The sequence below is a fragment of the Enterobacter sp. 186315 genome (assembly GCF_053290175.1).
This window is the reverse complement of record NZ_JBPTTK010000006.1, coordinates 122,909-148,276: the sequence shown is the minus strand read 5'-3', so window position 1 is coordinate 148,276 and position 25,368 is coordinate 122,909. Positions and strand designations below refer to the sequence as shown.

Sequence of the window (25,368 nt, the reverse complement as noted above, 5' to 3'; positions counted from 1 at the left end):
CAGAAAGCACTTTTCTCCGTGTAGTCACAGGCATAACCTTAAACATGTATTTTAAATATAACTTTAACAGGTGTGACTATGTTCTGTGTGCAATGTGAACAAACTATCCGTACCCCGGCAGGCAACGGCTGCTCTTACGCGCAGGGGATGTGCGGCAAAACGGCAGAGACTTCAGATCTCCAGGATCTGCTGATTGCCGCCTTGCAGGGGCTTTCCGCCTGGGCATTTAAGGCTCGCGAATACGGGATTATTGACCACTACGTTGACAGCTTCGCGCCGCGCGCCTTCTTCTCTACGCTGACCAACGTTAACTTCGACTCCCCGCGCATCGTCGGTTACGCCCGCGAAGCCATCGCCCTGCGCGAAGCGCTGAAAGCCCAGTGTCTGAACGCCGATGCCGGCGCGCGCGTTGATAACCCAATGGCGGAACTTCAGCTGGTGAGCGACGATCTGGGCGATTTACAGCGCCAGGCGGCAGAATTTACCCCGAATAAAGACAAAGCGGCGATTGGCGAGAACATTCTCGGCCTGCGCCTGCTGTGCCTGTACGGCCTGAAAGGCGCGGCGGCCTATATGGAACACGCGCACGTGCTGGGTCAGTACGACAACGACATCTACACCCAGTACCACAAAATCATGGCGTGGCTCGGCACTTGGCCTTCCGACATGAACGCGCTGCTCGAGTGCTCAATGGAAATCGGCCAGATGAACTTCAGGGTGATGAGCATCCTGGATGCAGGTGAAACCAGCACCTACGGCCACCCGACCCCGACGCAGGTGAACGTGAAGGCGACCGAAGGCAAGTGCATCCTGATTTCCGGTCACGACCTGAAAGATCTCTATAACCTGCTGAAGCAGACCGAAGGCACCGGCGTTAACGTTTATACCCACGGCGAAATGCTGCCCGCGCACGGCTATCCTGAACTGCGTAAATTCAAACATCTGATCGGAAACTACGGCAGCGGCTGGCAGAACCAGCAGGTTGAGTTCGCCCGCTTCCCTGGCCCGATTGTGATGACCTCTAACTGCATCATCGACCCGACCGTGGGCGCGTATGACGATCGTATCTGGACCCGCAGCATCGTCGGCTGGCCGGGCGTGAGCCACCTCGAAGGCGACGATTTCGGTCCGGTAATTGCCCAGGCGCAGCAGATGGCGGGCTTCCCGTACAGCGAGATCCCGCATCTCATTACCGTTGGTTTTGGTCGTGAAACGCTGCTCGGCGCGGCGGATTCCCTGATTGATCTGGTGAGCCGTGAAAAACTGCGCCACATCTTCCTGATCGGCGGCTGCGACGGCGCGCGCGGCGAGCGTAACTACTTCACCGATTTCGCCACAAGCGTGCCGCAGGATTGCCTGATCCTGACCCTGGCCTGCGGTAAATACCGTTTCAACAAGCTCGACTTCGGCGACATCGAAGGTCTGCCGCGTCTGGTGGATGCGGGTCAGTGTAACGACGCCTACTCCGCCATCATTCTGGCCGTCACCCTGGCCGAAAAACTGGGCTGCGGCGTGAACGACCTGCCGCTCTCTCTGGTGCTCTCCTGGTTCGAGCAGAAAGCGATTGTGATCCTGTTGACCCTGCTCTCGCTCGGCGTGACCAACATCGTTACCGGCCCGACCGCGCCTGGCTTCCTGACGCCTGACCTGCTCGCCGTGCTGAACGAGAAGTTTGGTCTGCGTTCCGTGACCACCGTTGAAGAAGATATGCAGCAGCTGCTGAGCGCGTAAGGAGCTATTCATGACGATGCCAACCTCACAATGTCCGTGGCGGATGCAGGTTCACCACATCCATCAGGAAACGCCGGATGTGTGGACGCTGTCGCTGCTGTGCCATGACTATTATCCGTACCGCGCGGGCCAGTATGCGCTGGTCAGCGTGCGCAACTCGGCGGAGACCCTGCGCGCCTATACGATCTCCTCAACGCCCGGCGTGAGCGAGTACATTACGCTCACCGTCCGCCGCATTGATGACGGTGCGGGCTCCCAGTGGCTGACGCGCGACGTGAAGCGCGGGGACTATATCTGGCTGTCTGACGCGCAGGGTGATTTCACCTGTGATGACAAGACTGACGATAAGTTCCTGCTGCTGGCGGCGGGCTGCGGCGTGACCCCGGTGATGTCGATGCGTCGCTGGCTGGCTAAAAACCGCCCCCAGGCGGACGTGCAGGTAATTTTCAGCGTGCGTTCACCGGAAGATGTGATCTTTGCCGACGAATGGCGCAAGTATCCGGTGACGCTGGTGGCGGAGCACAACGCAACGCACGGTTTTGTCTCCGGTCGCCTGAGCCGCGAGCTGCTGCAAAGCGTGCCGGATATCGCCTCACGCACGGTGATGACCTGCGGCCCGGCGCCGTATATGGATATCGTGGAGCAGGAAGTAAAAGCGCTCGGCGTGACCCGCTTCTACAAAGAGAAGTTTTTCACCCCCGTGGCGGAAGCGGCGACCAGCGGGATTAAGTTCACCAAAATGCAGCCCGCGCAGACCTTCTTTGGTCGCGTCGGGACCACGCTGCTGGAAGCGCTGGAAAGCAACAAGGTGCCGGTCGTGGCGGCCTGCCGCGCGGGCGTCTGCGGATGCTGTAAAACGAAAGTGGTCTCCGGTGACTACACCGTGACCAGCACCATGACGCTAACGGATGCGGAAATCGCCGACGGTTACGTGCTGGCGTGCTCCTGTCATCCGCAGGGGGATCTTGTTCTGGCGTGATGTCGCCTGTTGCCGGGTGGCACTGCGTTTACCCGGCCTACATTGTTCATGCAGGCCGTAGGCCCGGTAAGCATTAGCGCCACCGGGCTTTTTTGCCCTATCGCCACGCAGGATCTTTGCCCAGCGCGTAACGGCCTGCGCCTAAAAACGCCACGGCGAGCGAGCCAATAAAGAAATAGACCAGGCTTTCGATGGCCCATGCGCCGACCGCGTCCAGCGCGAAGGTTTTGCCGGTTCCCACCATCAGCCACGCCACGACCATCGTGAAGGCCAGCACCAGCGCCGCCGGGCGGGTGAAGAGGCCGACGATAATCAGGATGGGTGCCACCACTTCACCGATCAATACGCCGTAGGCAATAAAGCCCGGTAATCCTTTTGCCACCAGCATTCCGCTGATAAACCCCACGCCGCCGAAAAGCTTGTGTAATCCGTGAAACAGCATCAGTCCGCCGACGGCAAGTCGTAACAAGAGTTTGCCAAGATCGTCGCACGCTAGCTTTTTATTAACAGCAATTAACATTGATTTAACCATTTGAAATTATTCCTGTTTTTACCCGAGGTTTCACCAGATTATGCCGAATAGTTGAGAATGAAAAGCGCCATTTATCAGAGGGGTAAAACGGGCAATACGGGGACTTTCATCTAAGCTTGTAAGCGTTATCACAAATCGGAGATGGACAACCATGAAACAAACCGTAGCGGCATACATCGCGAAAACGCTTGAACAGGCTGGCGTAAAACGTATCTGGGGCGTCACCGGCGATTCCCTCAACGGCTTAAGCGATAGCCTGAATAAAATGAAAACCATCGAATGGATGCCGACGCGTCATGAAGAGGTCGCCGCCTTTGCCGCAGGCGCAGAAGCGCAGCTGACGGGCGAGCTTGCCGTGTGCGCAGGCTCGTGCGGGCCGGGAAACCTGCATTTGATTAACGGTCTGTTTGACTGCCATCGCAACCACGTTCCGGTGCTGGCCATCGCCGCGCACATTCCGTCATCAGAAATCGGCAGCGGCTATTTTCAGGAAACCCATCCTCAGGAGCTGTTCCGCGAGTGCAGCCACTATTGCGAGCTGGTTTCATCCCCGGAGCAGATCCCACAGGTGCTGGCGATTGCGATGCGTAAAGCGATTTTGAATCGCGGCGTTTCGGTGGTGGTGATCCCTGGCGACGTGGCGCTCCAGGCCGCGCCGGAAAGCGCCAGCACCCACTGGTATCATGCCCCGCAGCCGGTGGTAACGCCTGCTGAAGAGGAGCTGAAAAAGCTGGCGCAGCTGCTGCGCTACTCCAGCAATATCGCCCTGATGTGCGGCAGCGGCTGTGCAGGCGCGCATAAAGAGCTGGTGGAATTTGCCGGAAAAATTAAAGCGCCCATCGTTCACGCCCTGCGCGGGAAAGAGCACGTCGAATACGATAACCCTTACGACGTGGGCATGACCGGGCTTATCGGGTTCTCCTCCGGTTTTCACACCCTGATGAACGCCGATACCGTCGTTTTACTCGGCACCCAGTTCCCGTATCGCGCCTTCTACCCTACGGACGCAAAAATCATCCAGATCGACATTAACCCCGGCAGCATTGGTGCCCACAGCAAGGTGGACGTTGCGCTGATCGGCGATATCAAATCCACCCTCGCCGCCCTGCTCCCGCTGCTGGAAGAGAAGACCGACCGTAAGTTCCTCGATAAAGCGCTCAGCGACTACCGCGACGCGCGCAAAGGGCTGGACGATCTCGCCAAACCGAGCGACAAAGCCATTCACCCGCAATATCTGGCGCAGCAGATCAGCCACTTCGCCGATGACGACGCCATCTTTACCTGCGATGTCGGCACGCCAACGGTCTGGGCGGCGCGCTACCTGAAAATGAACGGCAAACGCCGCCTGCTCGGATCGTTTAACCACGGCTCGATGGCAAACGCCATGCCGCAGGCGCTGGGTGCGAAAGCCACCGCGCCTGAACGTCAGGTGGTGGCGATGTGCGGCGACGGCGGGTTCAGCATGCTGATGGGGGATTTCCTGTCGGTGGTGCAGATGAAGCTGCCGGTTAAAATCGTGGTCTTCAACAACAGCGTGCTCGGCTTTGTGGCGATGGAGATGAAGGCCGGGGGCTATTTGACCGACGGCACCGAGCTGCACGACACCAACTTCGCCCGCATTGCCGAAGCCTGCGGCATCACGGGTATTCGCGTGGAGAAAGCCTCTGACGTCGACGAAGCGCTCCAGCGCGCCTTCTCCATCGACGGCCCGGTGCTGGTCGACGTGGTGGTCGCCAAAGATGAGCTGGCGATCCCGCCGCAGATCAAGCTGGAGCAGGCCAAAGGCTTTAGCCTGTATATGCTGCGCGCCATCATCAGCGGTCGCGGCGACGAGGTGATCGAACTGGCAAAAACCAACTGGCTCAGGTAAAACATCTGGCAATGCCTTTTAAAACTTAAGGACTTGCCATGATAGACCTGCGTAGTGATACCGTTACCCGCCCGAGTCGCGCCATGCTCGAAGAGATGATGGCCGCCCCGGTCGGGGACGACGTTTACGGCGATGACCCGACGGTCAACGAGCTTCAGCGTTATGCCGCAGAACTCAGCGGTAAAGAAGACGCCCTGTTCCTGCCGACTGGCACCCAGGCGAACCTGGTGGCGCTGCTCAGCCACTGCGAGCGCGGCGAAGAGTATATCGTCGGCCAGGGCGCACATAACTACCTCTACGAAGCGGGCGGCGCGGCGGTGCTCGGCAGCATTCAGCCGCAGCCGATCGATGCCGCTGCGGATGGCTCCCTGCCGCTGGATAAAGTCGCGGCAAAAATTAAGGCCGACGACATTCACTTCGCACGAACAAAACTCCTGAGTCTGGAAAACACCCACAACGGTAAAGTGCTGCCACGCGACTACCTGAAGGCGGCGTGGGCGTTCACACGCGAGCGCCATCTGGGGCTGCACGTCGACGGCGCGCGCATCTTTAACGCCGTGGTGGAGTATGGCTGCGAGCTGAAAGAAATCACGCAATACTGCGACTCGTTCACCATTTGTCTCTCAAAAGGCTTAGGCACGCCCGTTGGCTCGCTGCTGGTGGGCAACGCGGACTACATCAAGCGCGCCAACCGCTGGCGTAAAATGACCGGCGGCGGAATGCGTCAGGCGGGAATTCTGGCGGCTGCCGGGCTGTACGCGCTGAAAAACAACGTTGCGCGCCTGAAAGAGGATCACGACAACGCCGCCTGGATGGCCGCGCAGCTGCGTGAAATTGGCGCGGACGTGATGCGTCACGACACCAACATGCTGTTTGTGCGCGTTGGCGACGACCACGCCGCTTCGCTTGGTGAATTCATGAAGTCGCGTGGCGTGCTGATCAACGCCTCGCCGGTTGTGCGTCTGGTGATGCATCTGGACGTCAGCCGCGAGCAGCTTGCCGAGGTGGTTAGCCACTGGCAGGCATTTTTACAGCGTTAATAAGGAGCGTAACGTGCCGCAACGAATTCTGGTGCTTGGCGCCAGCGGGTATATTGGTCAGCACCTGACAACGGCGCTCAGTCAGCGCGGGCATCAGGTTCTGGCGGCGGCACGCAGCGTTGAGCGTCTGCAAAAGCTGGAGCTTCCCAACGTCACCTGTCACAGCGTGGATCTCAACTGGCCGCAGCGTTTATCCGCGCTGCTGGACGGGGTGGATACGCTTTACTACCTGGTTCACAGCATGGGCGAAGGCGGCGATTTTATCGCCCACGAGCGTCAGGTGGCGATGAACGTGCGCGACGCCCTGCTGCAATCGCCTGTAAAGCAGGTGATTTTTTTAAGCTCGCTACAGGCTCCCGAGCACGAACAGTCTGACCATCTGCGCGCGCGCCAGCTGACCGCAGAAACCCTGCGCACCGCCAATATTCCAGTCACCGAACTGCGTGCCGGGATCATCGTTGGCGCGGGATCTGCCGCCTTCGAGGTGATGCGCGATATGGTCTACAACCTGCCGGTGCTCACGCCGCCGCGCTGGGTACGTTCGCGCACCACGCCGATTGCGCTGGAAAACCTGCTGCACTATCTGGTGGAGCTGCTGAATCATCCGGCTGAAGAGCATCGCGTGCTGGAGGCGGCGGGCCCGGAGGTACTGAGCTATCAGGAGCAGTTTGAACATTTTATGCGGGTGAGCGGGCGTCGACGCTGGCTGATCCCCGTCCCCTTCCCCACACGCTGGATCTCGGTGTGGTTTTTGAACGTGATCACCTCCGTGCCGCCCACCACCGCAAAAGCGCTGATCCAGGGGCTGAAGCACGATCTGCTGGCCGACGATCGCGAGCTGCGCGCGCTGATCCCGCAGCCGCTGATCCGCTTTGACGATGCGGTACGCCAGACGCTGAAAGAAGAGGAGAAGCTGGTGAACTCCAGCGACTGGGGCTACGACGCGCAGGCGTTTGCCCGCTGGCGTCCGGAATACGGCTATTACCCGAAGCAGGCGGGCTGCACCGTTAAAACGCAGGCAAGCCTTGAGTCGTTATGGGACGTGGTGAACCAGATCGGCGGCAAAGAGCGTTACTTCTTTGGCAATATCCTCTGGCAGACGCGCGGCGCGATGGATCTGCTGGTGGGGCATCGGCTTGCGAAAGGTCGCCCTGCGCATCCCTATCTGAAGGTGGGCGATAGCGTCGACAGCTGGAAGGTCATTATCGTGGAGCCGCAAAAGCAGCTGGCGCTGCTGTTTGGCATGAAAGCGCCGGGGCTGGGGCGGCTCTGTTTTACGCTGAAAGACAAGGGTGACCACCGGGAGCTGGACGTTCGCGCGTGGTGGCATCCGCACGGAATGCCGGGTCTGTTCTACTGGCTATTTATGATCCCCGCGCACCTGTTTATCTTCCGCGGGATGGCAAAACGCATCGCGCAGCTTGCTGAACAACATGAAAATAAGTTCTAAATAAAACTCTTATTCTTTCACCTTTCCCATTGCATAAGCGCGTAATTCACGGAAGAATGCGCACGAAATTCTTTTTCAACACAGTGGATCGATATGAAGGTACTGGTTACCGGTGCGACCAGCGGCTTGGGCCGAAACGCGGTCGAGTTTCTGCGCAATAAAGGCATTAGCGTCAGGGCTACCGGTCGCAACGAGGCGATGGGTAAACTGCTGCAAAAAATGGGCGCAGAGTTTGTCCATGCCGACCTGACCGAGCTGGTCTCCTCGCAGGCAAAAGTGATGCTCGCCGGAATCGATACGCTGTGGCACTGCTCCAGTTTTACCTCCCCGTGGGGCACTCAGGAAGCGTTTGATCTGGCAAACGTCCGCGCCACCCGCCGTCTTGGGGAGTGGGCCGTCGCCTGGGGCGTGCGCAACTTTATTCATATCTCCTCCCCTTCGCTCTATTTCGATTATCACCACCATCGTGATATTCAGGAAGATTTCCGTCCGGCGCGGTTTGCCTGTGAGTTTGCCCGCAGCAAAGCCGCCAGCGAAGAGGTGATCGATCTGCTCGCGCAGTCCAACCCGCACACGCGCTTTACCGTCCTGCGCCCGCAGAGCCTGTTCGGGCCGCACGACAAGGTATTTATCCCGCGCCTGGCGCAGATGATGCACCACTACAAAAGCGTGCTGCTGCCGCGCGGCGGCGATGCGCTGGTGGATATGACCTATTACGAGAACGCGGTTCACGCCATGTGGCTGGCAAGCCAGGCCGACTGCGACCATCTTGTATCCGGGCGCGCCTATAACATTACCAACGGTGAACCCTGCACCCTGCGCAGCATTGTGCAGCGGCTGATTGACGAGTTGCAGATCCAGTGCCGCATTCGCTCCGTGCCGTATCCGATGCTGGATATGATCGCCCGCAGCATGGAGCGCTTTGGCAACAAATCGGCCAAAGAGCCTGCGCTGACGCACTACGGGGTATCGAAGCTTAACTTTGATTTTACGCTGGATATTTCACGCGCGGAGAATGAGCTGGGGTATAAACCGATTGTGACGCTCGACGACGGGATTGTGCGCACGGCGGCGTGGTTGCGGGATCACGGGAAATTGCATCGATAATCAGACGGGTGCGGCCTGATGCCCTCACCCTAACCCTCTCCCACAGGGAGAGGGAGTAAAGACTAAAACGGCAACCCGAAGGTTGCCGTTTGCTTTTTATAATGCCGTCCAGGCGTCAGCCCATGCCAGGCCTGCACCTGGTTCATAGTATGCCGGGGCATTATTACACCAGCCGCTGTATGGGAACGGTTTGCACTGGAACAGTTTACCGTGGTTGTTCACGATATCGCCCGCGTTGTACTTGCTGTTCGCACTCCATGCCGCGTAGTTGCCAGAGGTGCCTTCATCCTGAGATGGGGTCGCCGCTTTCGCTTTCACGTTCAGCAGGTAGGTGGTGGTGCTGCTCAGTTCGCCATCGCTAACGGTCAGGCTGATTTCATACTGCTGTGCAGTCGCAGATTCTGGCGCGTTAAAGCTGACAACCGCTTTATCTTCGCCCGCCACGGTCTGGCCGTCCTGGGAACGCCAGGTGTAGGTCAGCTTGTTGCCGTCTTCGTCAGTAGAGCCTTCCGCGCTCAGGGAAACCTGCGCACCGGCTTCTACCGCACCGATTGGACCGGCGATCTGTGCCACTGGCGCATGGTTAACCACGGCTGGCGTTTCGTCCGGTACCGGGGTCGGCGTTTCGTCAGGCGTTGGCGTGACCGGCGTTTCATCTTCAGAAGGCGTTGGGGTTGGCGTGACGGGGGTTTCATCCGGGGTCGTCGCTGAACCGTCGTCGTTCACGATGTTCACGTTATAGAACTTCTGAACGCACTTGGTGTAGTCACCCTCTTTAAAGGCGCTGAATGGCGTCTGGTAGCCCACCAGCTGGCAAGAGTAGGTCTTACCGTCTGGCGTATCACCGCTCCATCCCCAGTCCTGTTCCCAGTAAATTTTCAGGGAGCCGGCGCCGCCTTCATCGAACTGTTTCATGTTGGCGCAGCCAAGCACTTCGTCAGCCGGAACAGGCACTTTCAGGTAGTTGGCGAACTCTTTGTAGTACTTGATACGGTTCTGAGACTGTGCAATTTCAGTCGGGCCGCCGCACTCAACGCCGCCGTTGATGATCTGGGTGGTCACGCCGAAGCCAGGGACCAGGCCGTTCGCTTTATCGTGATCGTTTGGCTGCCAGGTACCGTCGATAACCTGCAACATGCTTGGTTTTGGCGGCTGTGGATAGGCGAAGAAGAAGATTGCACTCGCCAGGTTCAGCCAGGTGTCAGCCACCAGCTCGGGTTTTTCGAGCAGCACTTTTACGTCGCCGAACATGGCTTCAGAGAACGGGCCGTAGTTGTAGTTGTAGGACAACTGCTTAGCGCCGCGACCGAAGTAGCTCAGGAAATCGCCGTCTTTATCTTTACCGCAAGGCCAGGTCTGACCCTGCCATACGCTTGGGTTACATTCGCCGTTATAGCCGCCCTTCTGGCCTTCGCTCCAGCCCATTTCGCGGATATAAACCAGCGCCTGACGCCATTCGGCTTCCGGACGCCAGCTTTCGTGGCCGCCGGTTTCCTGCGCAAAGTGGGCAAACATGGTTGCCAGCTCTTTACGGCAGATCGCTTCGCTGTTGCGGCCGTCTTTATAGGTGTCGCACAGCGCCGGGAATTTACCCACCGCCTTCAGGAAGTTGCTGTAGCTATAGTCTTTCGCGCGCAGCGGGAACAGATATTCCCAGTCGCTCTCTTTCAGGATCCCTTCAACGCGCTTCACGTTATCCGGGTTAGAGGCTTTACCTGGCTCGATCTGCTCAACGGCGGCGTTATCCAGCGTGCGGATCGTGTCTTTCACTGATTTCATCAGCGGGAAATTGGTAAGCTCTTGTTCCTTTTTCGCCAGATCGCTGGCTTTCATGGTGTAAGGTTCGCTGCTGGTCGCCTGCAACGTCGCAGCCTGAGCCATAAACGGTGCAACACATGCCCCCGCTACGAGAATGCTCAGCAATGTCCTTTTCGTCATTTCAAATAATCCTGTTTATAAGCAACAATGGTTAATGCATTCCCGGCTTATGTATTATTCCTTTAATACATAAACCTGAGAAAGCGGTTCTTTTTTCACTTTCTGAAGAACACCTCCTGGTACTCTTCAAAAAATAAAAATCACTATTCGTAAGCCTGCCGTGATTTAATTTGCTGGTACTTCGTCCACACCTTATGGGCATACACCATACGCTGCGGATAATTCTCTTTTTTCAGTCCGGCGTTATAGGCCCCGACCGCCTCCCAGTTATAGCCATAGACTTTAATCATATTGGATAATATTGATGCGCCGACCATAATGGAGGTGCAGGGTTCGGTCATTAAGCGATATTCATCAATACCGTGGCGTTCTAATTCACTAAAGTGGGAGCTGTTAATTTGCATTAACCCGACATCGCGTGAACCATCGTGATTCCAGCCCACCGCGTGGGGATTCATGCCCGATTCCACCTTTGCAATTGCAAATAACAGGTAAGGATCGATATGGTAATAATGCGCGGCTTTATCCCAGCAGTTTGCCATCGCACTTTGACTAATAATTAACAATAAAAAGATGAGGCGTTTCATTTAATATACCTGCTAACTGATTTATCCCATTCTCTCCTTGCGCACTACCGTTCTTTTTTTAGTTATTGACCGCACCCGAAGCGGGGTGCGGTCAAGGATTACGGGCGGATATCACACCCGTAAAGGTTCAGAAGATTATTTGCAGTCTGCTGACTTGCCTTCTTTCACCCATACATCGCTGTTGCCTGGTTTGTCACCCTGCGTCCACCATTTCGCGCGGTATACGTTACCTTCGAAGGTGGTGGTGTCGCCGCCGTTATAAACCATCTCAGCGCGCCAGTTGAATTTCACCTGGCTGACCAGTTCCCATGCGCCTTCGCCGAATGCCGGCTGGTTGCCCTGAGTCCAGTACTTCGCTTTCCACACCAGGTGGTCGAAGCTTACGGTATCGCCGTTGTTGTAGATGGTGTTTGCACTCCACGCAGCGAATTTGCTGGCGTTAGCGTCAACCGGGGCGTCACAGCTGCCTGTTGCAGTCCCTTCGTCGGACGGGGTATTACCTTCGTCTGCCGGGGTGTTACCCTCGTCAGCCGGGGTATTGCCTTCGTCAGATGGGGTGTTGCCTTCGTCAGACGGGTTGGTGTCTTCATCAACCGGCGCTGCCGCTTCTTTCGGATTCACCGTGACCTGCACGTTAGACTGCACGCTGGTTTTACCGTCAGACACGATCACGCTCAGCGTGTAGGTAGATGCATTGCTCACTTCTGGCGCGGTAATACGCACGTTTGCGCTGTCGGTGCCGGTCGCGTTCATGTCAGCCGGTACGCTCCAGCTGTAGGTCAGCGCGTCGCCATCCGGATCGGAAGCCTGTGCGTGCAGAGAGATCGCTTCACCGGATTCAACGGTTACTGCGTCCATCGCATTGATAACAGGTGCCTGGTTCGCTTTAGGGGCTTTGTTAACCACCTGCACGTCGATGGCGTTGCTCAGACCTTTTGCGTCGGTCACGGTCAGACGGAACACCAGCGTCTGGTTGCTCACTACAGCAGGAACGCTGAAGGAAGCCTTCGCTTTGGTGCTGTTGGTCAGGGTGACGGATGTACCGGAAATCTGAGTCCATTTGTAGGTCAGCGCATCGCCGTCCTGGTCGGAAGACGCAGAGCCGTCCAGCGTCACGGTAGCCGGGCCAGTCACGGTCATATCGGTCGCGGATGCCACCGGCGCGTGGTTGGTCACAACCGGGTCAACCGGCGTTGAGCTGCCGCCCAGCAGGCTTTCGTTCATCGCGTTCAGGATGTCGCCGTTGTCAGATTCGATAGACCATGCGAACAGACCACCGAGGTTTTTGTTCAGCACGTATTTGCCTTTCGCTTCAACAGAACGGGCGTTGTCGTAGCTGATCAGCTCGCCGGTAGACTTGTTGAACAGGTACGGCGCTTCTGCTGCGGTGTCGTACTTGTATTCCCAGCCTGGTTTGCCCAGCATTTTGTTCACGATATCGCGATAATCCAGGATGCCTGGTTCCCATGAGCCCGGGATTGCGCCTGTCGCGGTGCCGGTGAATGGATTGTCGCCGGTATAACCGTGAACGCCAGTCCAGCCGCGGCCGTACATCGCTGCACCGACGACCACTTTGCCTGGCTGTACGCCCTGCTCCAGCATCGCTTTCACCGCGTTGTCGGTGGTGTAGTTGGTGTCTGGTTTCCAGGAGGCACCGTACAGCGCAGCCTGGTGGCCGAGATCCGTGTTGCTCCACGCACCGTAGTAGTCGTAGCTCATCAGGAAGATGTGGTCGATGTACTGCTGTGCAGTGCCGTAGTCCACGTCTTCAATCTTGTCTTTACCGGCGCCGATCGCGGTGGTCAGCTCATAGGTACGGCCTGTTTCAGCAGACAGTTCGTTGAGCATGGCGCGCAGGTCGTGCATCAGCGCGGTGTAGGTGGCTTTATCGGTAGCCGGGTTACCCAGCTTAGCGTTCTCACCGCCGCCGCCCGGGAATTCCCAGTCGATATCCACGCCGTCGAACACTTTCCAGGTTTTCAGGAAGTCTTTAACAGAGGCAACGAAGCGGTCACGCAGCACTTTGTTGTCCATCTGGAAGAACGGGTCGGACAGAGTCCAGCCGCCAACGGAAGGCAGAATTTTCAGGTCCGGATGGGCTTTTTTCATTGCCATCAGCTGACCGTAGTTACCTTTGTACGGGTCGTCCCAGTTGGACACGCCGGACTGAGGTTTTTGCAGCGCAGCCCACGGATCGTGGATAGCCACGGTGTAGTCCTGACGGCCCGCACAGGCGCGTTTCAGAGACTCAAGCGCGCCAGAAGATTTTGCGCTGTCGTTGATGCCGTCGCCGCCACAGATTGGAATGAAGCCGTACAGCAGGTGGTTAAGGTTCGCTACCGGGATTTTATCCGCAGAGAAGTTACGGTCGTATACGCCCCACTCAGGGAAGTAAGCACCCACAACTTTGTCGGTGTGTTTGGAGAAGGTTTTGTTGTTTTCGTGCAGCGTGGTGTTCATCGGCAGCAGGTGGCTACCGTCGGTATCGGCAACGATAATCAGCTTGCTGGCGCTCTTAGAGCAGCCGCTGTCGTTACAGAGTTCAACCTGCTCCTGATAACGACCGCCTTTCTTCACTTTAAAGGTCGCAGAGCCCGCTGCGCTACCCGCACCGGTCCAGACGGTCTGGCCGTCCAGCAGGACTTTTGCAGACGTTGGGGCATCACCGCTCCAGACGTTCCACTCCACCTTCACATCCACACCATCGTTGTGAACTTTAACAAGGTTGTTGTAGTCCTGGGCTGCCTGGTCAACTTCCACCAGCGCAAATTTGTCATTGCCGGAAGAAATAGACGGCGTACCTGGTGCTGCTGCAAATGCTGAGCTTGTGGCCGCAGCAATAAACAGCGCCAGATATTTAGGCTTCATAAAATTCATTTTTATTTCCTGATAAATTTCAACGTGAACGATTAATACCCATGACTTCCTTGAGTTCATGGAATAAGTTTTAAAGACTCAATCTAGAAAATACTTTGTGACCCGTAATAAAAACCTTTGTCGTGTGGCATTCCTCCATTTAAAGACACAAGCTCATATTCCGTCTGGCTTCTGTCGATAATATTACATGGAAGGTTCCCACCGCTCATTTCATTTCCCTGTCGAAAAAAAGCGATAAAAAACTTGACCCAAATATTCAGAATGTGACAGCAAAGGCCTGCATAATGAAAACAACAATGCCTGCCAAAGATAAATAAGGACCGAAAGAGATAGTTTGGTTATTTTTATTTAAATTACCTGATGCCAGATAACCCATAATGCCGCAAAGGGCAGCAATTAATTCGATAGACGGTAATGCCTGCCAGCCGCACCAGGCGCCCAGCGCCGCCAGCAGCTTAAAATCGCCGTAGCCCAGCCCTTCGCGACCGGTAGTCAGGCGAAAGCCCCAGTAGAGAAGCCAGAGCGAAAGGTAGCCCGCCACGGCGCCGAACAGCGCATCGCGAAGCGACAGCGCGCTGCCCAGCGCGTGAATAAGCAGCCCGGCCCACAGCAGCGGCTGCGTCAGGCAGTCGGGCAGGAGCTGGTGTTTCCAGTCAATCATGGCCAGCGGCAGCAGGAAAGCCGCCAGCAGCCAGAGAGAGAACAGAGTTTCAATGCCCGGCACGCACCAGGCGGTGATGCCGAAGAAGATCGCGGTGAAAAGCTCAATCAGGAAGACCTGAAGAGGGATAGCCGTACGGCACTGGCGACAACGCCCGCGCAGCACCAGCCAGCTGAGCAGCGGGATGTTCTCCCAGGCGGAGAGTGAATGCTGACACACCGGGCAGTGGGAGCCGGGAAAAAGCAGGTTGCCGCATCCCTCCTCTTCCATCACCATCGGCGGGACTCGCTCTGCCACCACGCCCAGAAAGCTGCCGGTTATCGCACCTAACACCGCACTCATCATGGGGAACCCAACCGGGTACACCTCCCGAATCAGTGCGAGCGTGTTCATGCTAACGTCTTCCAGGTCAGCTGAATTTCCGCTTTCACATCGCTGATATGGTCAACGGGCGTAAGGTTCATCTTTTGCAGACGCACCCCGGAGGTCTGGTTGATTTCACGCAGCCAGTTTTTTAATTCATACACGTTTACGCGTCCGACCACGAACGACAGGGTCTGCCCCTCCTGACGCACGTCCGTCAGGGATAAATTAATTTCGTGGGCGCTATTTTCAATGACGCTGCGCGGGTTATCCGTTTTAACACGAAGCATCTGGAGATGATTTTTATCTATTTCCGTGCGCATCCAGTTCAGCGTTTCTTTCTGGCGTGCCAGCGTTGTCTTACTGCTTTGAATCATATTATCCAAAGGGATCACTCCTGCGTAATAAACTACCGCGCAGCACATCGACGCTGCGCATATTTTTAAAATCACTTTTTCTCTGGCGCTGTAATGTTGGTAACGCGCTTTCAGCTGCGCGATTCTCTCTTTCATTTATGTTTCCCTGTCACGATGGCGGTGAACGGAGCCTCTTTTGAAACAGGCTGTACCGTGAAGTCAAAGTTTGGGCTGGTCTGATTCACAAACGCCTGGAGCGCCTGCTGGTTTTGCGCGCTGACGCTGAGGGTCAGCGCGTTTTGCGTCGCATCGTATTCCATCTGGCTGATTTCCATCGCCGGAACCGCCTGCTTAGCTTTTTCCAGCTCGTCGATTTGCAGGAAAATCCCTTTAGGCTGTTTCTTCATGTTCTGACCGAAGTGATATTTGATGTTGGTTTGCTGGCGCATACTCGGGAAATGGTGCTGGTAGACCTGCATGATCTCCTGCTGAACCTGGTTTTCCTGCTGCACCAGCATCCACGCCATTGCGCCGCGCGGGCCGATCAGCAGGCCCAGCGACAGAAGACCTGCGGCCACCATCGCCACCTTCAGCCCTTTCGTCAGCCCGTTATTCTCGCCTCGGGTGCTGAACGCGCCGTGCAGCAGATTGACGCGGCTCGCCTGCCACTGGGGCTGAATGAGCACCAGCGGGTGCTGCCACGCAAGCGTTTCATCCACCTCAATGCCCGCAGGCACGTCGCCGTAGCAGCACACTTCACCCTCGCCGGTTTTCTGCATCAGCAGCGGCAGCAGGGTGCTATCCACCTCACACGCCGAGGCCGGAGACAGGCGCAGCCAGTAGCTCTCTTCAAGCGGGACCAGGGTGCTGCCGCCCGCCGATACCGGCAGCAGCCAGGCGTCGGGTACGGCCTGGATCACGGTCAGCCCGGCGTCGGCGAAGCGGTCTAACCACTGGCGCAGGCGCCCGGCGTCAATCGCCACGGCGTCCACCTCGCGCCCTTTTTTGTTGAGCACCGTCCAGTGAAGGTTGTCCACGTCGCCAATCAGCGTCTCTTCCGCCATCCAGGAGAAGGCCGTCGTCTGGGAGGCCATGCCCTTTTTCGGCAGCGTGAAGTGACGGAAGATCGTTTCGCTTGCCGGGATCAGCAGGCAAACCCGCGACGCCAGAGCATGTTCAGCCAGCGTGCTGAGTTCCGCGATATTCTCCAGCGAGGCAACCTGCTGACTACCGGACTCGCACCACCATAATTTCCCGTCCTCGCGGCTGTCGGGACGAATAAAAAGCACCTGTTTCATAGATATCGACTTTTGTTATTCAATCATTCGGTAACGACGCTGCCACGTCACGATCTCACCGGCTTCGTTATTCACCTGAAGCTGGCTGACCACAAGCAGCGTTAAATCGTCAGTGTTGCCGGTATAGTCAACGCGGAAATATCGGCTGTTGATGGCCAGCTGTTCGGCCACCAGGGGTAAATCATCTTTGAGCTGCGGGAAGTTCTGTTCCAGCAGCTTGCTGAACGCTTCCAGGCTTTCCCAGCCCGCCTCGGGGCGTGAGTCAATCAGGCGTTTCGCGTCATCTTCCGTCAGTTTTCCCGGGAAGATCGCCGCCAGCACCCCGGCCTGTTCGGGCTTAATGGTATTGACGTCAATCTTGCTGGCCGCGTCCGGCAGCGCGCACAGCAGCTTGCTCGCTTTGGCGTACGCCTCCGCCGGGAAGGCGGGCAGCAGCTTGATTTCGGCAATATTGCGCATCATCTGGTTCGCAGGCTGGCGCGCCGGGACAACGCCTACATAGGCATCGCTCTCCGCGCCCTCTTTTGCGGTGGTGGCGTCCCCGTCAAGGTAATCCACCAGCTGCAAATAGACCTCTTCGGCGGTGGCCTGGCTTACGCCGCTGTCGGTCAGGATCTGCTCGACGATGCGCTCTTTACGCGGTTTTTCCACCACTGCCGTGGCGTCCTGCGTCTGGGGCGCGGGATCCGCCGCCAGCAGGTTGTTCACGTTAAAGCAGTTCTGCGCATCTTCGACCTGGCTTACCACGGTGTAGTTATCGCCCTGGGTTTCCAGCGGCTGATGCCAGTCGCCGTCCGGCGCAAGGGCTTTGCTGTCGCCGCTGGCCTCGGTTTGCAGCCGATCTTTCACCGCTTTTTCCTGCGCCTGCATCGCCCAGCGCAGCTGCTGCTGGCTCACCTGGTAGTGCGTTTTTTGCAGGTTCCGGCAAAACTGCTGGCTGATTTTGGCGGCCAGCGCCGACATCATGACCAGCAGGATCAGCACCACCAGCAGGGCAACGCCCTTCTGTTTATCTGTTCGGCTCATGGCTGTGCTCCTGGCGCGGCCTGGGGCGCCTGCGCGGGCGGCGAACCGGCGGCGGCAGGGTTAGCCTGTGCCGGGTCAGCCTCTTTTTTCTCCGGCGGCGCGGCCACCGTCACGGCGGGCATGTCTCCTGGTGTGGTAAACACCCAGCGCCAGGTATCGCCGTTTTCCATCGTCAGCAAGGCTTCCACGCCGTCAGGCTGGTGGCTGCTGTCGGTCCAGCTTTTCTGCCAGCCCTTGCTGTAAAAGCGCCACGCGATGCTCTTCACGTCGTTTACGATCGGCACCTCTTCGGGCTTCACGTTTTCCGGGCCATCAATGGCGGGCCAGATATCGCGATACAGACGCCCCTCTTCCAGCCGCCAGCGCACGCGCTCCAGCTGGACGCTGCCGCTCACGCCGTTCAGCGTGGTCATCTCGATGGCGTCGTCGGTCTGGACAAAGACGTCCGATTCATTGCGCGGCGCGCGGGCCTGAAGCTGGAAGAAGTCACGCTCCATCAGGCTCCAGGCGCGCTGCACCTGATTAAGCTTCGCCGCACTGGCATCAGTGGCAGAGCTGGTGCGCATCGCGCCGTCCAGGATCTGCCAGGCCAGGGTGCTGATCACCGCAAAAATGGTCAGGGCGATCATGATCTCCAGCAGGGTAAAGCCACGCTGGCGTCGCGTCTTTTTCACTTGCTCACCTTCTCTGCTGGCGGAATGATTTGCAGGGCGATGACCGGCTGGCTTTCGTCGCCCTCTGCATAGACGCGCACTTCGCTGGCCCAGACGTTACCGGCGGTTTTGACCCGCTGCTTGTGCCAGTTCCAGGCGCGCCCGCCCATGGTTTCTGTTCCCTGCTCGTCGGCGTCGGAGAAGTCGCTTTTGCTGAGCTTCGCTTCCGCCAGCAGGTTTTCCGCCACCCAGCTGGCCTGGAGCGTTTCGCCAAGGCCGTGGGTAAAACGCACGTTCAGGGAGACGGAGTTCATCAGCGCCAGCGCGGCGGTGGAGAAGATCACCAGCGCCACCATCACCTCCAGCAGCGTCATCCCCTTTTGCTTCACCTTGCGTTTAGTCATCGTTCTCTACCGAAACGGGGGCCGCGCCCTGCGACACCACGCGGAAATGGTGTTGTTTGTCGTAGCTTTGCAACGTCAGCGTGAAGCGGCCAATCTCGCCATCCGGTAAAAAGACGATTTGCGGCTCGGCGTCCGTGGTGGCGGCCAGCCGCTGCGGAGAGAGCGAGACGTGCATCTCTTCAGGAAAATCGCCTTTGGTATTAATTCGCCCGGCGGATAATGGCACCCAGCGACGCTCACCGTTAATGCTCTTGAGCGTCACCAGCTGATATTTATCCGTGCTAATCACTAACCCGACGATATTTCCGTCCATCACTGCACGGTCTGAACCATAATCCACAAGGGCTTTTAACTGCTGGCCAAATATATCCGCACCGCTACGCGAGGGAATTGTTGAGACCACCATCATGGCGCAGCTGGCAAATATCACCAGCGCCAGGATAATTTCCAGCAATGTAAAGCCGCGTTGCTTTTTCATTATTTCGCGTTTTTATCGAGGGACCAGTTAGTGATGTCATCGGCGGTATTCGCTTCGCCGTCCGGGCCAGCGGAAAAGACATCCACCGCACCGTGTTCACCCGGGCTGACCATCAGATAGTCGCTGCCCCACGGATCCTGCGGCAGGCGGCGAATGTAGCCGTCCGCGCGGTAGCCGTTCGGGATTGGCGCGATTTCAGGCTTGGTTACCAGCGCCTGCAAGCCCTGCTCGGTGGTCGGATAACGGTGGTTATCCAGCTTATACATATCCAGAGAGCCTTCGAGGGCGACAATATCGCTGGTCGCTTTCTGGGCGTCGGCTTTCTCTTTGTTGCCCATTAAATTCGGCACAACCATACTGGCGAGCACGCCGAGAATAACAATTACCACCATTAATTCGAGCAAAGTGAAGCCCGCCTGGCGAGCCAGGTTTTTACGTTTTATAGCCATTGATTTAACCTACCATATTATTAAGTTGCAGAAGCGGTTGTAATATTGACAGCACGATGAATAAAACAATCGTTGCCATGGATACCACCAGCGCCGGTTCAAATACCGACAGCGTTAAAGTAATTCGATGTTGTAAAGCCGATTCCTGGTTTTCAGCGGCGCGATCCATTAAGTTGCCTAATTCACCGCTCTCTTCGCCCGAGGCAATCATATACAGCATGGTCGGCGGGAATAATTTCGCCTGTTCCAGCGCGGCATATAAAGACGCCCCCTGACGCACGGTATCGGCCGCCTGCTCCAGCACCTGCCGGGCATAGAGATTGTCGATACCGTCCATCGCGATATACATCCCTTCCAGCAGCGGCACGCTACTCGCCTGCAAAATGCTGAGCGTGCGGATATAGCGGGCGCTGTTGATGGCGCAAACCAGCTTTTTGATCGGTGAACCGTTCACCAGCCAGCTGTTCCAGCGAAAACGGTTTTTGCTGTTTCTGACCCAGGTTTTGAAGCCGACAATCGCCCCCGCCAGTGCCCCGGCGATGTAGATCCCGTAAGCCTGCAAGAAATCACTCACCGCGATCAGGGTGCGGGTGGTGATGGGCAGCTGCTGCTTCATGTGGGTAAACTGCTCGATAACCTGCGGTACCACCGCGACCAGCAGAATGCTGATCACCGCGATGGCGACCACCGTCAGGGTGATCGGGTAGACCATCGCCTGCGTCAGCTTGCTTTTCATCTTCTGACGCTGCTCGTTGTACTCCGCCAGCTTCTCCAGCACGTCGCCCAGGTGGCCGGTTTTCTCCCCGGCCATCACCAGCGTGCAGTAGAGCTTGTCGAAGGTGCGTGGAAACTGGCTAAAAGCGTCGAAAAGCGTATGCCCTTCCACTACCTTTTCGCGGATCTCCACCACCATCGCCGCCAGCTTTTTGTCTTCCGTCTGTTTGGAAATCGCCTTCAGCGCGCTTTCCAGCGACAGCGCGGCGTTCACCAGCGTCGAGAGCTGGCGGGTAAACATTGACAGCACCGGCGTGGAGAGCTTCGCCCCGGTGGCGGCTTTCCCCGCCACCGCTTTTTCACGGGTTTCGGTGATGCTGACCGGCATCAGCTTTTGCTCGCGCAGCGTCTGGCGAACCTGCTTTTGCCCTTCGGCCTGCAAGGTGCCGCGCCGGGTTTTCCCCGCCGCGTCCGTCGCCGTCCATGCGTAGAAGGCCATTACTCGTCCCCTCCGCGCTCGGCGGTGACGCGCATCACCTCTTCAAGAGAGGTCACGCCGCTAATCACCTTCAGCAGGCCGTTTTCACGCAGGCTGTACGCCTGCTTAAAGAGCTGCGTTTCGATGGACATTTCGTCTTTATCTTCATGAATGGCGCGACGCATGGTGCTGTCGACCACCAGAAATTCATGAATACCCGCACGCCCCTGATAGCCGCTCTGGCGGCAGTGTTCACACCCGACCGCGCGATAAATCGCCTTCGGCGGCGCGTCCATAAAGCTGAACAGCACCTTTTCATTGTCGTCCAACGGACTGGTTGTGCGGCAGTGCGGACACAGGCGACGAACCAGACGCTGGGCAATGACGCCGAGCAGCGATGAACCAATTAAGAATGACTCCAGCCCCATATCGCGCAGACGCGTAATCGCCCCGGCGGCGCTGTTGGTGTGCAGCGTAGACATGACCAGGTGACCGGTCAGTGACGCCTGCACGGCAATCTGCGCAGTCTCGCCGTCACGGATTTCACCGATCATCACCACGTCCGGGTCCTGACGCAAAATGGCGCGCAGCCCGCGGGCAAAGGTCATGTCCACGCGCGGGTTAACCTGCGTCTGTCCCACCCCTTCCAGCTCATATTCAATCGGGTCTTCAACGGTCAGGATGTTGCGTTCGTGGCCGTTCAGCGCCGACAGAATGGCGTACAGGGTGGTACTTTTACCGGAACCCGTTGGCCCGGTGACCAGGATAATGCCGTGCGGGCGGTCTATCAGCCCTTTGAGTTTTTCCAGCTCTTCGTCAATCAGGCCGAGCTTGTTGATATCCGGCTTGAGATTACTTTTATCGAGCAAACGCATGACCACGCGTTCGCCATACTGCGACGGAATGGTGGACACACGCACGTCAATCGCTTTGCGGCCAATGCGCAGTGAAATACGTCCATCCTGCGGCAGGCGCTTTTCCGCGATGTCGAGTTTTGACATCACCTTAATACGCGAGACCAGCAGCGGCGCGAGCTTACGCGCCGGTTGCAGCACCGGGCGCAGCACGCCGTCCACGCGAAAACGGATGCTCAGGGTGCGCTCGAAGGTCTCAATGTGAATATCCGAGGCGCCGTCTTTTACCGCTTCGCCAAGAATGGCGTTGATCAGGCGGATCACCGGCGAGTTTTCGTCGTTATCCAGCAGATCCTCGTTGTCGGGGATCTCCTCGGTTAACGCCATCAGATCGATATCCGCATCCATGTCGTCAACCAGCTGCTGAGAAACGCCGCTGTTCTGCTGCCAGATTTTCCCCAGCATCTCGTCAAACGCCTCGGGCGTCAGGGTGACGGGAACGAAAGAACGCTCCAGAACCCGGCGCATCTCCAGCAGAGCAAACGCCGGGACGTCTTCGCGGACGTACACCTCGTCGTTGTAAAACAGGATACCGTTGTCCTTTGCGTAGCTACTGCTGCACAGATATTTACTCAGTTCGTTCACGTTACGCCCCCGCCCTATTCTTTAAACGGATTGCGGGTCGCCGCAGACGTGGTGCTGGTTTTCACCGGCGCAACGCTGCTGGTTGTGCCCGGAAATGCCGGTAGCACGGCGTTATCAGTAGGCTCCACGATGCCGAGCTTCTTCTCTTCAAGACGCTGCTGCTGGCGCGCGCGCATCTGGTCGTAACGCTCTTTGGACGCCGCGCTGTAGTTATCGTCGTCACGCAGAACGGTGGTGTGGATAAACACCATCAGGTTGCGCTTGGACGTATCCTGCGAGGTGTAGCGGAACAGCTGTCCCACCAGCGGAATGTCGCCCAGCAGCGGGACTTTCGACACGTTCTGCTTGGTGACGTTTTCCATTAACCCGCCGAGCACCACGGTCTGGCCGCTGTGTACCATCACTTCGTTATTGATGGTACGGGTGTTGAAGGTCGGGCCGAGGCTCGCATCTTCGGTGGCGCTGGCGTCAACGCTGGACACTTCCTGCTCGATCTTCAGGTGGATCATGTCCCCGTCGTTGATCTGCGGAACGATTTTCAGCTTGGTCCCCACGGTTTTACGCTCAACCGAGTTAAACACGTTGTCGCCGCTGGTGGTCTGGGAGCCGGAAAGAACCGGAACATCCTGACCCACGTTGAAGGAGGCTTCTTTGTTATCCAGCGTTACCACGCTTGGGGTCGAAAGAATGTCGTTCTTGCCGCCGGTAGAGAGCGCGGTCATCAGCGCACCGAAATCACCGTTAAAGAAGCCGGTCGCCAGGCCGGTAAAGCTTGCGCCTTTGTTCAGGCCCGCTTTCACCTGGCTTATCGGTAAGCCGGTTGAGCCAAACTGTACGCCACCGTGTTTACCGGTCCACTGCACGCCGAGGTCGAGGCCGTTGCCGTCCTGAACTTCCGCGATAATCGCTTCAACCAGCACCTGCGGACGACGGATATCGAGCTTGTCGATCACCTTCTCCAGCGAGTTCATAACGTTTGGCTGGGCGGTGATAACCAGTGAGTTGGTGGACTCGTCAGCGGTAATGTTCAGGTCGGAGCTTGGGCTGGCGGTTTTGCTTTTAGCCACGCCCGGCTTGTCTTTCAGCTGCTCGCCAATGCCGGTCAGCACCGGAACCACCTTGCTGGCGTTGGCATACTTGAGGTAGAACACGCGGGTGTTCCCTTCATTATTCTGCTCGCGATCCAGCTGGCCGATAAGCGTACGGGTACGCGCGCGCGCGTCTGCCGTGCCGCTGATAACAAGGCTATTGGTTTCGTCGTCGGCCACCACTTTGGTCGCCAGCTGCGGCGCGTTTTGCCCTTTCTGCTCTTCGTTATTGAGGTTATTCAACATATCCGAGAGCTCTTTGGCGGACGCAAAGCGCAGCGGCACAATCTCACGACGCTGCATCCCGGAACGGTCCACGCGCTCAACCAGATCCACCAGGCGGTTAATCACCGAGGCTTTACCGGTTAACAGCAGCACGTTAGACGGCTCGAAATGCACCACGTTACCGATACCGGACGCATCGTTCAGCTGACGCAGCAGCGGGGCCAGTTCGCGCACGGGCACGTTTTCCATGCGCACGACGCGGGTGATGATCTCATCGCCCTTGCCCGGGTTTTTGCTGTCGGCAACGGGCACGCCCGCCGTGCGCGCCGTGCTTGAACGCACCACCTTCACCATACCGTTGTCCATCGGAATAACCGACAGACCGTACAGATCCAGTACGCTCAGGAAGAACTGATAATATTCGTCTTCCGACAACACGTTATAGGTTCTGACCGACACCGTGCCCTGAACGGAAGGATCGACCAGAATGGTTTTATTCAGGTTACGTCCGACCGTATCAATAAATTCGCGAATATCGGTATTTTTAAAACTGGCGCTAAAGTTAGCTGCTAACAGCGAACTGGAATATAACGACAATGCCGTCAGCGCCACGCATGCCCAAGGAAATTTCTTCATGTTTGTACACTTGTTAATTGTTTAGAACATTAACCCGAATATTTTCCAGGTGAGCGTGGCGTCTTACGACGACCTCCGCTTCTTTCATTTTTGACCAGTTGGCGATAATACTTTTCGCCTGTGCTGCTTCGGTCATATCGACAGCGTTGATTTTTACCACCACATCATCTTTCTGAAGCCCTGAATGGCTGTAGAATGACGAGGCGTTCCTTGGGTTGAGGTTATAGCCTTCCAGTTGGCCTTTTTCGATTAACGGCTTTAACACCAGATAATCATCAAGATGCAGACTGTCAGCGCCCGCATCTTTCGTCGATTTGGTTACCGGGCCGCTTTCAACGCCGCCCCTGAAATAATCCGGTTTTTTTAAGGCTAATACCTGCTCGGTGCCTTCATAATTAACCACGACGTTGTCCTGATTAATTTCCTCTATATAGGCATCGTTAAATCCGCTCAGGCTTTCCCCCTCGCGGTAGCTCTTCTGCCCGCCGGGCGTCTTAATCACGGCAAAGGAGAGCCAGGCCTCGTCACTGCTGACAATACCTTCAATTTCTGCGGCCAGCGGCGCTTTTACCGCAGCGGGCTGATTGCTCTGACGTACTGCGGCGGTAAATAAACCGAAGTTATTATCAGTACGGCGGCTTTTTTGTGGCTTCTTATCAGCGTTCGCCAATTTGGTTGAGACTTTTTTATAATCTTTAAAGATCACATACCCTTGCTGCCCACAAAAAATCAGCAATACAAACATTATGCAGGGCGTAATCAACCGGGAAAGAAATGAGAACCTCATTATTCATCTGGCCTTTAGCAAACCGAAAATAAGCAGCGTCGTGCTGCGCCAATTTGTGCTGCAAATAGTAAATATTCGGCGCTTTATCGACCACTTGCTTCGCCATTAACTTTCATAAAGAAAATAGTTGACCGTTAAAAAA

At 56.9% G+C, this 25,368-nt stretch carries 23 protein-coding genes; 6 read left to right on the top strand and 17 right to left on the bottom strand.

Features of this window, described 5'->3' with window-relative positions:
• The first annotated feature begins 78 nt into the window (after window positions 1-78).
• The gene (hcp, locus tag ACSVHP_RS09345; protein WP_447551747.1) at window positions 79-1,731 is read left to right on the top strand and encodes a hydroxylamine reductase; all 1,653 of its coding nucleotides are present in this window, start codon (window positions 79-81) and stop codon (window positions 1,729-1,731) included.
• A 10-nt stretch (window positions 1,732-1,741) separates the two neighbouring features.
• On the top strand, window positions 1,742-2,710 hold the full coding sequence (hcr, locus tag ACSVHP_RS09340) for an NADH oxidoreductase (RefSeq protein ID WP_447551746.1): 969 nt from the start codon (window positions 1,742-1,744) through the stop codon (window positions 2,708-2,710).
• 97 nt (window positions 2,711-2,807) lie between these two features.
• Here the strand turns inward: hcr and ACSVHP_RS09335 are convergent, their stop codons facing one another.
• Window positions 2,808-3,242: a DoxX family protein gene (locus tag ACSVHP_RS09335; protein WP_234674592.1), complete on the bottom strand. Its 435-nt coding sequence runs from the start codon at window positions 3,240-3,242 to the stop codon at window positions 2,808-2,810.
• A 151-nt stretch (window positions 3,243-3,393) separates the two neighbouring features.
• Between ACSVHP_RS09335 and poxB the strand changes: the two genes are divergently transcribed.
• The 4 genes from poxB to ACSVHP_RS09315 all read left to right on the top strand — a co-directional run bounded on the left by poxB (window position 3,394) and on the right by ACSVHP_RS09315 (window position 8,709).
• Complete coding sequence (gene poxB / locus ACSVHP_RS09330; protein WP_447551745.1) at window positions 3,394-5,112, top strand: ubiquinone-dependent pyruvate dehydrogenase; 1,719 nt, start codon at window positions 3,394-3,396, stop codon at window positions 5,110-5,112.
• Between the two features lie 38 nt (window positions 5,113-5,150).
• Window positions 5,151-6,152: a low-specificity L-threonine aldolase gene (gene ltaE / locus ACSVHP_RS09325; RefSeq protein ID WP_447551744.1), complete on the top strand. Its 1,002-nt coding sequence runs from the start codon at window positions 5,151-5,153 to the stop codon at window positions 6,150-6,152.
• A gap of 13 nt (window positions 6,153-6,165) precedes the next feature.
• Window positions 6,166-7,602, top strand: coding sequence for a DUF2867 domain-containing protein (locus ACSVHP_RS09320; RefSeq protein ID WP_447551743.1), 1,437 nt, complete (start codon window positions 6,166-6,168; stop codon window positions 7,600-7,602).
• A gap of 93 nt (window positions 7,603-7,695) precedes the next feature.
• A complete protein-coding gene (locus tag ACSVHP_RS09315; RefSeq protein ID WP_234674588.1) occupies window positions 7,696-8,709 on the top strand; it encodes an NAD-dependent epimerase/dehydratase family protein in 1,014 nt (337 codons plus the stop codon).
• Window positions 8,710-8,805: 96 nt separating this feature from the next.
• Here ACSVHP_RS09315 and ACSVHP_RS09310 read toward each other — a convergent pair whose 3' ends face one another.
• From ACSVHP_RS09310 to ACSVHP_RS09235, 16 genes are all read right to left on the bottom strand, one after another.
• Complete coding sequence (locus ACSVHP_RS09310; RefSeq protein ID WP_447551742.1) at window positions 8,806-10,647, bottom strand: glycoside hydrolase family 19 protein; 1,842 nt, start codon at window positions 10,645-10,647, stop codon at window positions 8,806-8,808.
• 143 nt (window positions 10,648-10,790) lie between these two features.
• Complete coding sequence (iagB, locus tag ACSVHP_RS09305; RefSeq protein ID WP_234674586.1) at window positions 10,791-11,234, bottom strand: type III secretion system invasion protein IagB; 444 nt, start codon at window positions 11,232-11,234, stop codon at window positions 10,791-10,793.
• Between the two features lie 135 nt (window positions 11,235-11,369).
• Window positions 11,370-14,111, bottom strand: coding sequence for a glycosyl hydrolase family 18 protein (locus tag ACSVHP_RS09300; protein WP_447551741.1), 2,742 nt, complete (start codon window positions 14,109-14,111; stop codon window positions 11,370-11,372).
• 256 nt (window positions 14,112-14,367) lie between these two features.
• Window positions 14,368-15,165: a prepilin peptidase gene (locus ACSVHP_RS09295; RefSeq protein WP_234674584.1), complete on the bottom strand. Its 798-nt coding sequence runs from the start codon at window positions 15,163-15,165 to the stop codon at window positions 14,368-14,370.
• Window positions 15,162-15,647, bottom strand: a complete 486-nt coding sequence (gene gspM, locus ACSVHP_RS09290) for a type II secretion system protein GspM (RefSeq protein ID WP_417316329.1) — start codon at window positions 15,645-15,647, stop codon at window positions 15,162-15,164. Before gspM ends, ACSVHP_RS09295 begins: the two co-directional genes overlap by 4 nt.
• Window positions 15,644-16,789, bottom strand: coding sequence for a type II secretion system protein GspL (gene gspL, locus ACSVHP_RS09285; protein WP_447551740.1), 1,146 nt, complete (start codon window positions 16,787-16,789; stop codon window positions 15,644-15,646). The genes gspM and gspL overlap by 4 nt, the downstream gene beginning before the upstream one ends.
• Window positions 16,790-16,804: 15 nt before the next feature.
• Window positions 16,805-17,815: a type II secretion system minor pseudopilin GspK gene (gene gspK, locus ACSVHP_RS09280; protein WP_447551739.1), complete on the bottom strand. Its 1,011-nt coding sequence runs from the start codon at window positions 17,813-17,815 to the stop codon at window positions 16,805-16,807.
• A complete protein-coding gene (gene gspJ / locus ACSVHP_RS09275) occupies window positions 17,812-18,489 on the bottom strand; it encodes a type II secretion system minor pseudopilin GspJ (protein ID WP_234674580.1) in 678 nt (225 codons plus the stop codon). The genes gspK and gspJ overlap by 4 nt, the downstream gene beginning before the upstream one ends.
• Window positions 18,486-18,872 carry a type II secretion system minor pseudopilin GspI gene (gene gspI, locus ACSVHP_RS09270; RefSeq protein ID WP_447551738.1) on the bottom strand — a complete coding sequence of 129 codons (387 nt, stop codon included), beginning with the start codon at window positions 18,870-18,872 and terminating at the stop codon, window positions 18,486-18,488. The genes gspJ and gspI overlap by 4 nt, the downstream gene beginning before the upstream one ends.
• Complete coding sequence (gene gspH, locus ACSVHP_RS09265; RefSeq protein WP_234674578.1) at window positions 18,865-19,350, bottom strand: type II secretion system minor pseudopilin GspH; 486 nt, start codon at window positions 19,348-19,350, stop codon at window positions 18,865-18,867. Before gspH ends, gspI begins: the two co-directional genes overlap by 8 nt.
• Window positions 19,350-19,799, bottom strand: a complete 450-nt coding sequence (gene gspG, locus ACSVHP_RS09260; protein WP_234674577.1) for a type II secretion system major pseudopilin GspG — start codon at window positions 19,797-19,799, stop codon at window positions 19,350-19,352. The genes gspH and gspG overlap by 1 nt, the downstream gene beginning before the upstream one ends.
• 4 nt (window positions 19,800-19,803) lie before the next feature.
• The gene (gene gspF, locus ACSVHP_RS09255) at window positions 19,804-21,012 is read right to left on the bottom strand and encodes a type II secretion system inner membrane protein GspF (protein ID WP_447551737.1); all 1,209 of its coding nucleotides are present in this window, start codon (window positions 21,010-21,012) and stop codon (window positions 19,804-19,806) included.
• Window positions 21,012-22,490, bottom strand: coding sequence for a type II secretion system ATPase GspE (gspE, locus tag ACSVHP_RS09250; protein ID WP_420536312.1), 1,479 nt, complete (start codon window positions 22,488-22,490; stop codon window positions 21,012-21,014). Before gspE ends, gspF begins: the two co-directional genes overlap by 1 nt.
• Window positions 22,491-22,504: 14 nt before the next feature.
• Window positions 22,505-24,439 carry a type II secretion system secretin GspD gene (gene gspD / locus ACSVHP_RS09245; RefSeq protein ID WP_234674575.1) on the bottom strand — a complete coding sequence of 645 codons (1,935 nt, stop codon included), beginning with the start codon at window positions 24,437-24,439 and terminating at the stop codon, window positions 22,505-22,507.
• Window positions 24,440-24,452: 13 nt separating this feature from the next.
• Window positions 24,453-25,184 carry a type II secretion system protein GspC gene (gspC, locus tag ACSVHP_RS09240; RefSeq protein ID WP_417316318.1) on the bottom strand — a complete coding sequence of 244 codons (732 nt, stop codon included), beginning with the start codon at window positions 25,182-25,184 and terminating at the stop codon, window positions 24,453-24,455.
• Complete coding sequence (locus ACSVHP_RS09235; RefSeq protein ID WP_234674573.1) at window positions 25,135-25,332, bottom strand: hypothetical protein; 198 nt, start codon at window positions 25,330-25,332, stop codon at window positions 25,135-25,137. The genes gspC and ACSVHP_RS09235 overlap by 50 nt, the downstream gene beginning before the upstream one ends.
• Window positions 25,333-25,368 lie beyond the last annotated feature (36 nt).